Source organism: Acinetobacter sp. MF4640 (assembly GCF_002018895.1).
GTDB lineage: Bacteria > Pseudomonadota > Gammaproteobacteria > Pseudomonadales > Moraxellaceae > Acinetobacter > Acinetobacter johnsonii.
Window position 1 is genome coordinate 11872 of record NZ_MVOM01000052.1, and the last position, 15274, is coordinate 27145.

14 protein-coding genes are annotated in these 15274 nt (G+C 44.6%); 9 read left to right on the plus strand and 5 right to left on the minus strand.

Going from position 1 to position 15274, the window contains the following annotated elements; all coding sequences use genetic code 11:
* Positions 1–36: 36 nt before the first annotated feature.
* The 5 genes from thiC to gluQRS all read left to right on the plus strand — a co-directional run bounded on the left by thiC (position 37) and on the right by gluQRS (position 5105).
* Complete coding sequence (gene thiC, locus MF4640_RS15095; RefSeq protein ID WP_078390095.1) at positions 37–1929, plus strand: phosphomethylpyrimidine synthase ThiC; 1893 nt, start codon at positions 37–39, stop codon at positions 1927–1929.
* A 75-nt stretch (positions 1930–2004) separates the two neighbouring features.
* Positions 2005–2625, plus strand: coding sequence for an NUDIX domain-containing protein (locus tag MF4640_RS15100; RefSeq protein ID WP_078390096.1), 621 nt, complete (start codon positions 2005–2007; stop codon positions 2623–2625).
* Between the two features lie 10 nt (positions 2626–2635).
* Complete coding sequence (gene cpdA / locus MF4640_RS15105; protein ID WP_078390097.1) at positions 2636–3433, plus strand: 3',5'-cyclic-AMP phosphodiesterase; 798 nt, start codon at positions 2636–2638, stop codon at positions 3431–3433.
* A 209-nt stretch (positions 3434–3642) separates the two neighbouring features.
* Entirely contained in the window at positions 3643–4170 is a 528-nt protein-coding gene (dksA, locus tag MF4640_RS15110; RefSeq protein ID WP_004692816.1) for an RNA polymerase-binding protein DksA, read from the plus strand.
* A gap of 2 nt (positions 4171–4172) precedes the next feature.
* A complete protein-coding gene (gene gluQRS / locus MF4640_RS15115) occupies positions 4173–5105 on the plus strand; it encodes a tRNA glutamyl-Q(34) synthetase GluQRS (protein WP_078390098.1) in 933 nt (310 codons plus the stop codon).
* Positions 5106–5323: 218 nt separating this feature from the next.
* Here gluQRS and ftsW read toward each other — a convergent pair whose 3' ends face one another.
* From ftsW to MF4640_RS15140, 5 genes are all read right to left on the minus strand, one after another.
* Complete coding sequence (gene ftsW / locus MF4640_RS15120) at positions 5324–6520, minus strand: putative lipid II flippase FtsW (protein ID WP_010325707.1); 1197 nt, start codon at positions 6518–6520, stop codon at positions 5324–5326.
* 19 nt (positions 6521–6539) lie between these two features.
* Complete coding sequence (gene murD, locus MF4640_RS15125; RefSeq protein ID WP_078390099.1) at positions 6540–7886, minus strand: UDP-N-acetylmuramoyl-L-alanine--D-glutamate ligase; 1347 nt, start codon at positions 7884–7886, stop codon at positions 6540–6542.
* A gap of 159 nt (positions 7887–8045) precedes the next feature.
* Entirely contained in the window at positions 8046–8297 is a 252-nt protein-coding gene (locus MF4640_RS15130) for a DUF6587 family protein (RefSeq protein WP_062033275.1), read from the minus strand.
* 27 nt (positions 8298–8324) lie between these two features.
* Positions 8325–10184, minus strand: coding sequence for a ferrous iron transporter B (feoB, locus tag MF4640_RS15135; RefSeq protein ID WP_078390100.1), 1860 nt, complete (start codon positions 10182–10184; stop codon positions 8325–8327).
* Complete coding sequence (locus MF4640_RS15140) at positions 10181–10441, minus strand: FeoA family protein (RefSeq protein ID WP_010325703.1); 261 nt, start codon at positions 10439–10441, stop codon at positions 10181–10183. The genes feoB and MF4640_RS15140 overlap by 4 nt, the downstream gene beginning before the upstream one ends.
* Before the next feature lie 180 nt (positions 10442–10621).
* On the opposite strand from MF4640_RS15140, the gene xerD reads away from it, so the two are divergent.
* The 4 genes from xerD to thrC all read left to right on the plus strand — a co-directional run bounded on the left by xerD (position 10622) and on the right by thrC (position 15114).
* Positions 10622–11539 (plus strand): site-specific tyrosine recombinase XerD, encoded by a 918-nt coding sequence (gene xerD / locus MF4640_RS15145; RefSeq protein ID WP_078390101.1) that lies wholly within the window; start codon positions 10622–10624, stop codon positions 11537–11539.
* Between the two features lie 126 nt (positions 11540–11665).
* Positions 11666–12475, plus strand: a complete 810-nt coding sequence (locus tag MF4640_RS15150) for a DsbC family protein (RefSeq protein ID WP_078390102.1) — start codon at positions 11666–11668, stop codon at positions 12473–12475.
* Between the two features lie 129 nt (positions 12476–12604).
* Positions 12605–13909, plus strand: coding sequence for a homoserine dehydrogenase (locus MF4640_RS15155; RefSeq protein ID WP_010325700.1), 1305 nt, complete (start codon positions 12605–12607; stop codon positions 13907–13909).
* A 65-nt stretch (positions 13910–13974) separates the two neighbouring features.
* On the plus strand, positions 13975–15114 hold the full coding sequence (gene thrC / locus MF4640_RS15160; protein WP_078390103.1) for a threonine synthase: 1140 nt from the start codon (positions 13975–13977) through the stop codon (positions 15112–15114).
* Positions 15115–15274: the final 160 nt, after the last annotated feature.

The window sequence follows — 15274 nt, forward strand, 5'->3', positions numbered from 1 at the left end:
CTTGATTCGTTGATGTCATTCATAAGGATCATTGCAATGAACCATTTAACGAATCTTTCCGCTGAAATTTCAGCACAACATGAACAAGATGCCAAAGATCTCACCCGTATCTTGCCTGCCTCTAAAAAAGTTTATATCCAAGGTTCACGCCCAGACATTCAAGTTCCCATGCGTGAGATTGAACTGACCGAAACCCCAACAGGCTTAGGCGGTGAGTACAATCCACCGGTGATGGTGTATGACACCTCTGGTGTATATACCGATACCAATGTCAGTATTGATCTGAACAAAGGTCTACCGAATGTTCGCGAAAATTGGATTGAAGAGCGCAATGATACTGAAATGTTAGACAGCCTCAGTTCAAGCTTTGGTCAAGAGCGTTTACGGGATATACGTACCGCTGATATTCGTTTTGCTCACATCCAGAAACCACGTCGTGCCAAAGCAGGCCACAATGTCACGCAGATGCATTATGCCAAACAAGGCATCATCACTCCTGAAATGGAATACATCGCTATTCGTGAAAATCAGCGTCAACGTGAAGGGGTCGATGCACGTCAACACGCGGGGCAAAACTTTGGTGCGCATAACTTGATGGAAATCACGCCTGAATTTGTGCGCAAAGAAGTGGCTGAAGGGCGTGCGATTATCCCTGCCAATATTAACCATCCTGAAATTGAACCGATGATCATTGGCCGAAACTTCTTGGTGAAAATCAATGCCAATATTGGTAACTCGGCTCTCGGCTCTTCAATCGATGAAGAAGTCGCAAAAATGACATGGGCAACCCGTTGGGGTGCAGACACCATCATGGACCTCTCCACAGGGAAGAACATCCATGAAACCCGAGAATGGATTATCCGTAACTCACCTGTTCCGATTGGTACTGTACCGATCTATCAAGCTTTAGAAAAAGTTGATGGGGTAGCGGAAGACCTGACGTGGGAAATCTTCAAAGACACGCTGATCGAGCAAGCTGAACAAGGCGTAGATTACTTCACCATCCATGCAGGCGTCTTATTACGTTATGTTCCAATGACGGCGAATCGCCTCACTGGTATCGTGTCTCGTGGCGGTTCGATCATGGCACAGTGGTGTTTGGCCCATCATCAAGAAAACTTCCTCTATACGCATTTTGATGAAATCTGCGAAATCATGAAAGCCTATGATGTGTCATTCAGCTTAGGTGATGGCCTGCGTCCGGGGTGTATCCAAGATGCCAATGACGAAGCACAGTTCTCTGAATTACGCACTTTAGGCGAGCTGACCCATCGCGCATGGAAACATGATGTGCAGGTGATGATTGAAGGTCCGGGGCATGTGCCTATGCATATGATCAAAGAAAATATGGATCTACAACTTGAAGTCTGCCAAGAAGCGCCCTTCTACACTTTAGGGCCATTGACCACCGATATTGCACCAGGTTATGACCATATTACTTCTGCGATTGGTGCGGCGATGATTGGTTGGTATGGAACTGCTATGCTCTGTTATGTCACCCCTAAAGAACACTTGGGCCTGCCGAACAAGAAAGACGTCAAAGATGGCATCATCACCTATAAAATTGCAGCACATGCAGCAGATTTGGCCAAAGGTCATCCAGGTGCGCAAGTCCGTGACAATGCTTTATCTAAAGCACGTTTTGAATTCCGCTGGGAAGATCAGTTTAATCTCAGCCTTGATCCAGACACAGCGCGTAGCATGCATGATGAAACCATGCCGAAGGAAGCGCACAAATCCGCGCACTTCTGTTCGATGTGCGGTCCCAAGTTTTGCTCGATGAAAATCACCCAAAACGTGCGTGATTATGCACAAAATCAGCAAAACGCTACACTGAATAAAATTCAGCAAGAAGAGGTCGAAACTGGTCTCGATAGCATGAAAAAACAATTCCATGCAAGCGGACAAAACTTGTACCAAAAAGTGTAAGTTGATAAAAAACCTTTTGTAATCATGCGATTCTCAGTTAGGATGAAATGATAAATTTCATCCTGATTGCGCTTTATGAACATAATTAAGCAAGCTACATATCACAGTGAAGATGTCCAAATTGTAGACAGAGCCTTTGTTTTTCAGGGTTTTGTTCAAGTAGAAAAAGTAAATTTACGTCATCGCCTGTTTAATCAAACTGAGTACACCGCTGTGATTTCACGTGAGCTCATTCAGCGTCCTGAAGCTGCCGGTGTCTTGATTTATGATGATGCACAACAAAAATTTGCCTTGATTGAACAATTTCGTATTGGTGCTATGGATGATCAAGATTCAGCTTGGCAGCTGGAGATTATTGCGGGAGTACTCGATGGTGATGAATCACCTGAAAGCTGTATTCGCCGTGAAGCATTAGAAGAATCAGGCTGTCAGATTGAACACTTACAACATCTGTTTAGCTTTTATCCTTCAGCAGGTGCTTGTGCGGAACTGTTTCATCTGTATAGTGCTGCGGCCGATTTACCCGAACAAGGTGGTGTATTTGGTATGCCCGATGAAGGTGAAAATATTTTATTACACCTGATTGATTATGCGCAGATCGATACATTACTTTCCAATGGTCGGCTCAGAAATGCGCCTGTCATAATGGCCTTGCAATGGCTACAACAACAGATTAAAACGACAAGGAATGTCTAAGGGGTCAGGCATGACTTTAAATAATGAGAAAAATTGGACCATTATCCAAATTTCAGATACGCACTTGATGGATCAAGATCATCTGGAGTTTGTACGTATGAATCCAGAGCAAAGCTTTCATCATGTGATGCAACATATTGTTGAGCGTCACCCACAGCTGAATGCCATCGTCCATACAGGTGACTTGGCACAAGTACCTGTGCCTCGAACCTATCAACGCTATTTAGACTTTATGCAGAGTTTAAAGACGCCGTTTTATCAAGTTCCGGGCAATCATGACAATGCCGAGCACTTCCCTTTTCATCAGCAGCAAAACAAAGTTCATGTGATTCACTTTGGTCCTTGGAGCATGGTTTTACTCAATAGTGCCGTCAAAGGTAAAATCGATGGCTGGGTCGATGAAGCACAATTGAACCAACTGGAACAAATCCTACAAGAATTTTCCCAGCAACACATTGTAATTGCCTGTCATCATCATCCTTTTGAAATGCAGTCAAAATGGATTGATCAACATAAACTCAAGAACACCCAAGACCTCACTGCGGTTCTTGCCAAATACCACAATGTCAAAATTGTGCTGTCGGGACATGTCCATCAAGAATCATGGCGTGAATGGCATGGTATTCAGTTTTACTCGACGCCGTCTACCAGTGTCCAATTTAAGCCTTTAAGCGATCATTTCGCCTTAGATGAGCAAGCACCGGGTTATCGTATTTTACAATTAAACGCAGACGGCAGCCATGAAACCCACGTAGAACGTGTCTTACACGCACAGCAAAAAATAAATGTTGAAATTTCAGGTTATTAACTTTTCATTTTTATCGTTTTCAATTACCTTAGTTGCTCTTACGAAAAAGTGATCAATTTAATCCAAACATCAAAGACTATCAAAATACTTAAAAAGTCTATATGATGACGACCCCCGAGGGTTAATCTCCTCGAGGGTGGATAAAAACACTTGCATATCACCATATTTTTTGCGTATTAAAGATACGTATATGATGAGGATTGCCCTAAATGGCGAATGACAACCAAAATACTGTCTTAGACGAACAAACTGATGTTGTAGATGAAAAATCTACAAAACGTGTGCGCAAAACTAAGCCTAAAGCGACTGACGGTGGTTCTACTGCAAGCTTATTTGGTATTGAACCTTATCAGCCGAAAAAAAATGAAGAATACATGTCTGAAGGTCAGCTTGAGCACTTCCGCCAAATTTTGTTGGCATGGAAAGCAGAGTTGATGTCAGAAGTTGACCGCACACTCAACACCATGCAAGACGAAAACACCGCTTTGCCTGATGTGAATGACCGCGCGACACAAGAAGAAGAGTTTGCAATTGAATTACGTACACGTGACCGTGAACGTAAACTCATCCGCAAAATCGAGCAATCTATTGAAGCGATTAAAAACGATGACTATGGTTTCTGTGAAACCTGTGGTATCGAAATTGGTCTGCGCCGTTTAGAGGCTCGTCCAACAGCGACTTTATGTATTGACTGCAAAACACTGGCAGAAATCAAAGAGAAGCAAAATAACGGTTAACTGTGACTGTTGATAACTCTCCAGCCAAGCATCGCTTGGCTCTTGCGCAGCGGCGAAACGATGTTTCGCTGACTCGCTACTCAGGTCGGTTTGCGCCATCGCCAACCGGCCCTTTGCATTTTGGTTCACTCATCACAGCCGTTGCCAGTTATTGCGAAGCAAAAGCACATCAAGGCACATGGTTGGTTCGTATCGAAGATACTGACATCCCGCGTATTTACCCTGGCAGTGAAAGCCATATCTTGCGTTGTATCGAGGCTTTCGGCTTTCAGCCCGATGCGGAGATCATTTTCCAAAAAGATCGTCTCGACCTCTATGAAGACGTGATTCAACAACTGCATCAACTCAAACTGGTCTATGCCTGTCAGTGCACCCGCAAAATGCTCGGTTCTAACCACATTTATGCAGGCACCTGCCGTGACCTTGCTCTGCCTTTTGAGCAACAAGCCATTCGCGTCAAAGTGGAAGATGTCGAGATTTGTTTTGATGATGCTCTGCAAGGCAGACACTGCTCACAACTGGCACATGAGCTCGGTGACTTTGTACTGAAACGCCGCGATGGCATTATCAACTATCAATTAGCGGTCGTGGTGGATGACTACCTACAAGGCATCACCCATGTGGTTCGTGGTGCAGATCTATTGGATAATACCGAGCGCCAAATTTATTTAGGTCAGCTGCTAGATTACCCACGTCTTAGCTATATGCACCTGCCTTTAGCTATGAATGATCAAGGGCAAAAGTTGTCTAAACAAAACATGGCACAAGCACTGGATCTTAACCAAGCACCTGCACTACTCGCTCAAGCGATACATGCTCTAAATCAGCCAATTGTCGAGCTAGACACCCCTGAACAAATGTTGCAACAAGCCATTGCACAATGGGATGTTTCGCTGATTCCACACCGTACTACCCTGCATGGTACCTATTTATAGCAAAACCATCGCGGCAGAAATTCAACGCGAGGTATAGCGCTCAACGTTTCAATTGAAGCAAATTCAAAAAATTTAGACCATTACAGTCACATTCATCATAAAAGAATGATAGATAGATGTGCTGATGAGAAACACAATTTAGAAAGGACTCAAACGCTATCCGCATAAAACGAAAAATGAGTTTCGTCTGCGGAAAGCGTGATGAAAGAAGAACCCGCTTAGAAGCTGGATTCTTCTTTGGTTGGATTAGCACTTTGTGTTGTTGCATCAATTTTCAAAATCAAACTGATCATCACTGCACACATAATCAGTGATGAACCTCCATAACTAATAAAAGGTAGCGTCAAACCTTTGGTTGGCAGCATCCCCATATTCATACCTGCGTTTACCAAAATTTGCAGTAAGAAAATAATCGATACCCCATAAGCCAAATAACCCGCACGCAAGTACTGATTTTTCAAGGCACGATGACCGACTTTGATACAGCACAGCAACATGGTAAAGGACAGAATTAAGACCGTAGTGATCCCGAAAAAGCCAAACTCTTCGCCTAAAATGGCCAACATGAAGTCGGTATGCGCTTCAGGCAAGTAGGCCATTTTCTGTACACTGTGGCCAAGTCCTACACCAAACCATTCACCACGCCCAAAGGCCATCAAGGCATTCGAAAGCTGGTAACCAGTACCTAGCGGATCTTCCCAAGGGTTTGAGAAAGACATTAGACGTTCAAAACGGTAAGGCTCAAATACAATCAGAAAGACAAAGGCCGCAAAAATTGCACCAAAAGCCATACCAAACTGAATCAACGGCGCGCCAGCAAGGAAGAAGATACCGAGCATCATCAAACTAATCACCACGGTTGCACCCAAGTCGGGCTCCGCAATAATCAAACCCACCGTCAAAAGCATAATGATGCCGAGACGGATCAAACCTTTGATGTTATTTCTTACTTCTTCGGCACGGCGTACCACATAGTCCGCTGTGAAAATCGCCATCATCACTTTGGCGACCTCAGAAGCCTGTAACGTAAAGCCCGCAACACGAATCCAGCGGGTTGAACCATTGACCTCCGTACCGACGACCAACACAGCGGCCAGCAGTAAAATGGTCAAAATCCACAACGGAAAGGTGTTATTGAACCAAACATTGAGCGGAACTCGGTATACCGCATAGGCCAAAACGCCAGCCACAGCAATTGAAATCCCGTGACGAAGGACATAGTGAAATGAATTCTCATGAAGGCGTTCAGCATAAGGCATCGACGCAGATGCAACCATGATCGACCCTAAACACAACAACGCAATGACGCAGAAGATCAACACATTACGTGGTGTCACTTCGCTGGGTACACGCGGCGCCCAACGGCTATAAAACTGGTTAATTTTATTGATCGTTGTCTGAGCAAACTCAGCCATCTCAATTTCCTTATTATTTTTAGTGGAGTTCTTGCACACAAGCGACAAACTGATGCCCGCGCTGTGGGTAACCACTGAACATATCAAAACTTGCACATGCAGGTGACAATAACACGACATCATGGGCTTGGGTATGGGCTTGGCAAAGTGCAACCGCCTGCTCTAAAGTCTTAGCATGCAGTAAGGTCGTTGTTCCTGCCACGGCTTTTTCAATCAACGCCGCATCTTCACCAATCAACACAGCCACCTTCACGTATTTGCTCAAAGCCTCACGTAAAGTGCTAAAGTCTTGCCCTTTGCCTTGACCACCTAAAATGATCGCGACTTTGCCGCCTTTGGCTTCAATCGCAGCACCTAGACCATCAATCGCAGCCAGTGTTGCGCCGACGTTGGTGCCCTTAGAGTCATTATAGTAACGAACACCCTCAACGTCTTTCACAAACTCACAGCGATGCTCTAAGCCTTTAAAGCTTTTCAGTGTTTCCAACATCGACTCAAGTGGAAGATTGATTGCCTCACCCAAAGCCAAGCAGGCCAATGCATTGACCACATTGTGTGTGCCTTGAATATACATCTCTGCACTGTTCAATAAACGTGTGCGGCCACGAGCCAACCAGATCGTACCGTCGTCATCTCTTAATACACCGTACTGATTCATATCAGGCGCATTTAAACCAAAGCTTTGCATTGGCGTAGCATCAGGGACCAAAGGACGAGTAAGTGAGTCATCACGGTTATGAACGACTTTTTTCACACCTTGGAAAATGCGATGCTTCGCGGTGTGATAGCCCATCATATCGCCATGACGGTCAAGATGGTCTTCACTCATATTCAGCACCACCGCAACTTCAGCTTGTAAATTTGAAGTGGTTTCTAACTGAAAGCTGGATAGTTCTAAAATGTATAAATCTGGCTCATCTTTGGTTAAATCCAACGCTGGGCGACCAAGGTTCCCGCCTACCGCGACTTTCACGCCTGCATGTTCAGCCATCAGACCAATCAAGGTTGTCACGGTACTTTTTGCATTCGACCCAGTAATGGCCATAATTGGCTTATCTGTTGCACGGCGTAGGATTTGAATTTCACTCACCACGGGAATGCCTTTGGCAATCGCAGCTTGAATTTCAGGTAATTTCGGATCGAGCCCAGGGCTAATAATGATTTCTTCAGCAGACAACAACAGTTCTGCATCAAACTGACCAAAACTGGTTTGTACCTCTGCTGGAATTTGGTCATGACCAGGCGGGGTCGATCGAGAGTCTGTTACTGCAACGCGGTAGCCTTGGTTATGTAAAAAATTGACCGCTGCAACACCAGAAATGCCGAGCCCTGCAACGACCTTAAGTCCACCACGTTGTATTAACATTTTCGCCCCATGCTTGGTCTGAGATTTATCTGCGGAAATGTTAGCACTTTGCTGTTTTGAATGCTTTTTCTGTTTTGACTTTCCTGCACTTTTTTTGTGTCAGTGCGTAAAAAAGCCGTCCCTCTTGGACGGCTTTTTTATTTGTGAGCAAAAATCGTTTTATTTCCACTTCACCGCTTGAACTTCAGGCTTTTTCGCATTGCTGTCTTCTGTTGCTGGGCAGGCACAGTTTCCGCCACACCCGCCAGCCATTGACGGCTTTAACCACATCGCTAAACGGGTCCAACCGCGAGCCTCACACAGCGCAGACAAAGACATGAAAACTGAACCCGATGTCTTAGGAAATACTTTCTTAAATACCACCACTGCACTCCAGATCACTAGAGCAGCAACAATTAGAATTTCAATCATCTCAATCTCCTCGCCTATTTACGCCGATTAGCCCAAATAGTGCGTTGCAATTTGATAGGTCAGGAATGACATTAAATAAGCCAAACCAAACAAGTAAATGGTCATAAAACTCACAGTTTTCCATGAACCTGTTTCACGTTTGACCGTCGCTAAAGTAGCCAAACAGTGCGGTGCATAAATAAACCACACCAATAAAGACAGACCAGTCGCCACCGACCAGCCGAGTTCACCGCCACTACTGATCAGTGAAGCCAAACCTTGTGACATGGCATCTTCATCGACAGCGGATAAGGCATATACCGTACCTAAAGCTGCCACCACCACTTCACGAGCAGCCATTGCAGGAATCAAGGCAATACAAATCTGCCAGTTGAATCCCAGCGGTGCAAAAATTGGTTGCAGTAAATGACCGAGCATACCGGCAAATGAATAATCAATTTCAGGTAAAGTCGCGCCTTCAGGAGCTTGCGGGAAGGTACATAAGAACCACAGCAAAATAGACAACGCGAAAATGATGCCACCCACGCGACGCAAGAAGATCTTGGCACGATCAAGTAAACCAATCCAAATATTCTTTAAGTCAGGGAAACGATAGCTTGGCAACTCCATCATCAACATATGTTGTGACTTATCTTTATGGAAGAATTTCAGAACGAAAGATACACACAGTGCACTGACAATCCCGGCCATATATAAAGCAAACAACACTAAACCTTGCAGATTAAAAATCCCCCAAACAGTTTGTTCAGGAATAAAAGCAGCAATTAACAAGGCATATACAGGTAAACGTGCAGAACACGTCATTAACGGTGCCACAAAAATCGTAGTCAAACGGTCACGCGGATCACTAATGGTACGCGATGCCATGATGCCCGGAATTGCGCAGGCAAAGCTAGACAAGAGCGGAATAAAGGCACGCCCAGAAAGACCTGCTTTAAACATCAGCTTATCTAGCAAAAACGCGGCACGCGGTAAATAACCCGACTCTTCCAATACCAAGATAAAGAAGAACAAAATTAAAATCTGCGGCAAGAACACCACGACACCGCCCGCACCCGCAATAATCCCGTCTACCACCAAACTGTTAAGTAAAGGGTGGCTAATTGACCCACCGATGGTTTCACCCAGCCAGCCAAAGAAGGTTTCAATCCCATCCATAAACGGCGCTGCCCAAGAAAAAACGGCTTGGAAGACAATAAACATCATTACTGCAAGGCTAACTAGCCCCAAAACTGGATGTAGAAAAATCTTATCCAGAAAATCAGTTCGCTTGTCTTCTTCATCGACGTACTGCACGGCATCATGTAATAAATTTTCTACTTTCTCATGTGCAGTGTCGCCTTTTAAGCCCGTCAACTCGGTATAAGGCACGGCATATTTGCCCTGCTCTAAAGCACTGAGCAAGCTTTCAATACCCGAATTACGCACCGCAACGGTTTCAACGATCGGTACACCCAAGCGCTCAGAAAGCTTTTGGGTATTGATTTGCATGCCACGGCGACGTGCTTCATCCATCATGTTTAAAACGATTAACATTGGACGGCCCAATGCAATCAGTTCAATCACTAAACCGAGGTGAAGTTTGAGGTTAGTTGCATCAACGATACATAAGAAAGCATCTTGCTGACCTTCTTCTGCAATTTTCCCCATCACCACGTCACGGGTAATCATTTCATCAGGGCTAGTGGCATCTAAGCTATACGTCCCTGGCAAATCCAGAACGCGAACTGCTTGACCTGAAGGAAGAGTAAATTGACCAACTTTACGCTCAACCGTAACACCCGCATAGTTACCTACTTTTTGGCGCGTTCCAGTGAGATGGTTAAATAACGAAGTTTTACCGCAGTTTGGATTACCTACAAGGGCAACACGCAAGGCATCACTCATCTAGGTGCTCCTTCGACTTGAATTTCAATTTTTTCAGCTTCAACTTTTCTTAAGGCGAAACGTGTAAAACCCACTTGGATTAAAATTGGATCGCCACCAAAAACACCTTTGGTAATCACCTGTACTTTTGTACCTGCGACAAAGCCTAATGTTTCAAGACGACTAGCCACCAAATCAGTCTGAGCTTCGCCATCCAAAGTATGATTCACTTTGTTAATGATGGCAGTTTGTTTGACTTTTAAATCAGATAAACGCACCGCATCCAACCCTTTAATATTTTGAACAGTATACAAACAAATGAGAATAATTACCAAATCAGATTCGATAATGATTCGCATCTGTTATAACACATCGACAAGCGAGAATGATTACACTACATTGAATAAAACCCCTATTCCTTGTTTTTGTCTTTCCGTGATGATGTGCTTGAGAGCTTTATGTTAAATAAAAAACCGCGTGTGCCTGCGCCTGTTCAAATTCCAACTCAGCTCAGTTTTTTACACGGCTTTAAAGATTATCTCATTGCACAAACCGTCAGCCCACACACCCGAAATGCTTATCTCTCTGACTTATTGCAGTGCAGCGAGTGTAGTCGGGTGAGCATGCCTGAATGGAGCAGTGATGATGTCGCCGATGTTCTGCTGACCCTCACCAAGCAAGGCAAAAGCCCGCGCTCCATTGCGCGCTGTCTGTCTGCTCTGCGTTCTTTTTTTAAATTTCTACGGGAACAAAAACTGCGTTCAGACAATCCTGTCGCGCTACATAAAACACCCAAAATTGGCCGCGCACTGCCTAAAGATTTGTCTGAGCAAGACGTGGATGCCTTAATTCAAGCTCCAGATATTGAAACCGCTCTCGGACTCCGTGATCGTGCCATGTTTGAAGTCTTATATGCCTGTGGACTGCGTGTATCTGAGCTACTAAACTTACGGCTAGACTTAATCAATTTGAAACAAGGCTATTTAAGAATTACGGGTAAGGGCAATAAAGAAAGACTGGTGCCTTTGGGGCAAATCGCAGTGGAATGGGTCGAAAAATACTTAATTGAATCCCGTCCGCAATTATATAAATCCGCAACTGACTATCTGTTTTTAACCCAACATGGCGGCATTATGAGTCGGCAAAACTTTTGGTACGCCATTAAGCGTTATGCCTTACAAGCAGGGATTCAGACTGAACTGTCTCCACACACCTTACGACATGCTTTTGCAACGCATTTACTCAATCATGGCGCCGACTTGCGTGTGGTACAAATGCTATTGGGACATAGTGATCTGTCCACGACGCAAATTTATACCCATGTCGCACAAGTGCGTATGCAACAACTGCATGCCAGCCATCACCCTAGGGCTTAAGGTCTTGATCATCCATAACTTAAGGCTGTTTTTAGCACGAAGACTACGAAGTATTACCGAGTCCTGTACTTTTTTTGCTATGCTTGGCGCTCTGTTTTTATAAAGTCAAAAGAAAAAGGGTTATCTATGTTATTTACCCGTAAACCATTGTTCATTGCCTGTGCCATTGCTTCAAGTGTTCTATTTACAGCATGTTCAAATAACACTGAAGAAAAAAAACAAGACTCTTTAACAGCAAGCGCGCCAGCCACAGGTGAAGCGTCGACTTTGACGGAACGCAATGCAAAGCAACGTTTAATTGACACTCTTCAAAAGCATTTCAAAACAGCCAATATCAATGCCAAAATCATCGATATCAAAACCACTGAAGTGCCAAATTTATTTTGGGTCAATCTTGAAGGGATGAGCTCGGTTTATACCACAGCAGATGGTAAATATATTATCCAAGGTGATGTGATTCGCTTGGGCGATAAAACCCTCCACAACGTCAGCGACAATCTTCAAGCTGAAGCCAACAAAAAGCTTCTAGCAGAGCTCAAAACTGAAGACCTACTGGTTTATAAAGCCAAAGGCAAGACCAAACATGTGGTTTATGTCTTTACCGATGCTAGTTGCCCTTACTGCCATAAACTGCACGAACACATCCCTGAAATCACAGCTCAAGGCATTGAAGTACGTTACATTGCATGGCCGCGTGGCGAACAGTTCATGCCAGCCATGGAAAGTGTGTGGTGTAGCGCAGACCGTCAAGCTGCCTTTGATCAAGCAATTTCAGGTGCTCAACTTCCACCAGCGACCTGTAAAAACCCAGTGCGAGATCAATACCAGTTGGGTCTGAACATGGGCGTAAATGGGACACCTGCGATCTACAATGAAGATGGTGAATATCTCGGTGGCTATTTGGCCCCAAGTGAATTATTAAATCGCCTTAAATAACTAATTTTTATTTGTTATTTAACTAATATTTATAGTTGAACATAAAATGATTTCTTTCCTAGAGTCTCACAGTTTTTTTAGCTATGATCTAGGCTTGGTTCAATATATATAAGTAAATTGGAGTGTGACGTGAAACCAGTTCGTCTGGCAATCCTCGGTCTTGGTACTGTGGGTGGTGGTGCCCTTAAACTACTAAAAGAAAATGCTGCTGAGATTAAACGTCGCACCGGTCGTGAAATTCAAATTACCTATGTCGGCACACGCCGCCCTCGTCCAGACTTAGATTTAGGCGATGAGGTCAAGCAAAGTGCTGACTTACTCGACATTGTGCGTCAGCCTGATGTCGATGTTGTGGTTGAAGTCATGGGTGGCATCCACCCTGCATATGAAGTGATTAAAGAAGCCATTTTACATGGTAAACAAGTGGTCACCGCGAACAAAGCTTTACTTGCTGAACATGGTAATGAGCTGTTCAAACTGGCGGATGACAATGCCGTGCAAATCGCCTATGAAGCTGCGGTTGCAGGGGGCATTCCCATCATTAAAGTGATGCGCGAAGGTCTAGCTGCAAACAAGATTAATTGGTTAGCGGGTATCATCAATGGTACAGGCAACTTTATTCTGACTGAAATGCGTGAAAAAGGTCGTGCTTTTGCCGATGTGCTCAAAGAAGCACAAGAACTGGGTTATGCCGAAGCTGATCCAACTTTTGATGTCGAAGGCATTGATGCTGCACATAAACTCACGATTTTAGCATCGTGTGCTTTTGGTATTCCGCTACAGTTTGACAAAGTCTATACCGAAGGCATCAGTAAAATCACTGCGCAAGACGTGAAGTATGCTGAAGAACTGGGTTTCCGTATTAAGCACTTGGGGATTGCGCGACGCGCAGCGAATGGCATCGAACTTCGTGTTCACCCAACGCTGATTCCTGCGGAAGAACTGATTGCCAATGTCAACGGTGTGAAAAATGCCGTCTTGGTTCAAGCACATGCTGTCGGCCCAACCTTGTATTACGGTGCGGGTGCAGGCGCAGGCCCAACCGCTTCTGCAGTCGTTGCAGACGTCATTGATATCGTCCGTGATATCTCGTATACCGAAGATGGTGCTGGAACGATTCCCCAATTGGCCTTCGAAGCACTGACTAATGTGCCAATTTTAAGCCGCGAAGAAATGACCACAGGTTATTACATCCGGATTAATGCAGAAGATCAAACTGGCGTCTTGGCGGATGTGACCACGATTCTCAGTCGTGCAGGCATCAGTATCGATGCCATCATGCAACAACCACGCTTAAAAGACCTTATTCCAATCGTGATTTTGACTGATCCAGTCGTTGAATCAAAAATGGATGAGGCACTTGCTCAAATTCAAGCCTTACCCGTCATTCATGGCGAAATCGTGCGAATTCGTTTAGAATCGCTTGATAATTAATCGGGTTGAGGAAAAGAACACTCTTCTCTTCCTCACCAAGCTCTACACACAATTGGAACATCATCATGTCGAATGCCAATCGTTATACTGGTTTAGTTGACCGTTATCGCGACCGTTTACCAGTGTCTGCAACTACTCGCGCTATTTCTTTAGGTGAAGGTAATACGCCACTGATTAAACTCGAGAACATTCCACGTTTAATTGGCAAAAATGTTGAAATTTATGTGAAGTACGAGGGCTTAAACCCGACTGGTTCATTTAAAGACCGTGGTATGACCATGGCAGTCACTAAAGCCGTTGAAGAAGGCTCAAAAGCGATTATCTGTGCCTCTACAGGTAATACCTCAGCTGCGGCTGCAGCTTATGCAGCGCGTGCAGGCATCAAAGCGTTTGTGTTAATCCCAGAAGGCAAAATTGCCATGGGTAAAATGGCGCAGGCGATGATGTATGGTGCCATCACCATGCAAATCCGCGGTAACTTCGATGACGGTATGCGTCTGGTCAAAGAAATTGCAGATAAAGCCCCTGTAACCATCGTAAACTCAATCAACCCATACCGTTTGCAGGGTCAAAAAACCATTGCTTACGAAATCGTAGATGAGTTAGGCCGTGCACCAGATTACCACTGCCTACCCGTGGGTAACGCAGGGAACATTACTGCACACTGGATGGGTTATACCGAAGCAGTTGCCAATCAACCTGCAGATCAATTTGAGCAAGTGATTTACGACGCTGAAACAGATCAATTCACAGGTCCTAAACCTGAAGGCTTACCAACCATGGTTGGTTACCAAGCAGCAGGTGCTGCGCCATTCTTACGTGGTGCACCCGTTGAGAACCCTGAAACAGTTGCAACGGCAATCCGTATTGGTAATCCACAAAGCTGGAACCATGCTAAAGCAGTAGTTCGTGACTCTCAAGGTTGGTTCGATGAACTGACTGATGCTGAAATCTTAGAAGCACAACGTTTGCTTTCAATGTATGAAGGTGTCTTTGTAGAACCTGCTTCTGCAGCGTCGATTGGCGGTGCAATCCGTGACATCAAAGTTGGAAAAATTGCGGAAGGTTCTGTGATTGTCTGTACCGTAACAGGTAATGGTCTAAAAGACCCTGACACTGCGATCAAACAATGTTCTGATGCGGTCATGCTGTCAATCGATGCAACTTTAGAACAAGTTCGCGATTCAATTCTTTCAAATATGTAATTAAGATAAGACAAAAAAGCCCTGCATATGCAGTAATGCCAGTCAGTTAAGAAATTGACTGGCATTTTCTTGGGTACTTTTGAGGCTTTATTTTGACGACTCTAGGGCATTGCCTTGATCTTCTTTCAGGCAAAACAAACATTTTAGACTGTTCCAGCAA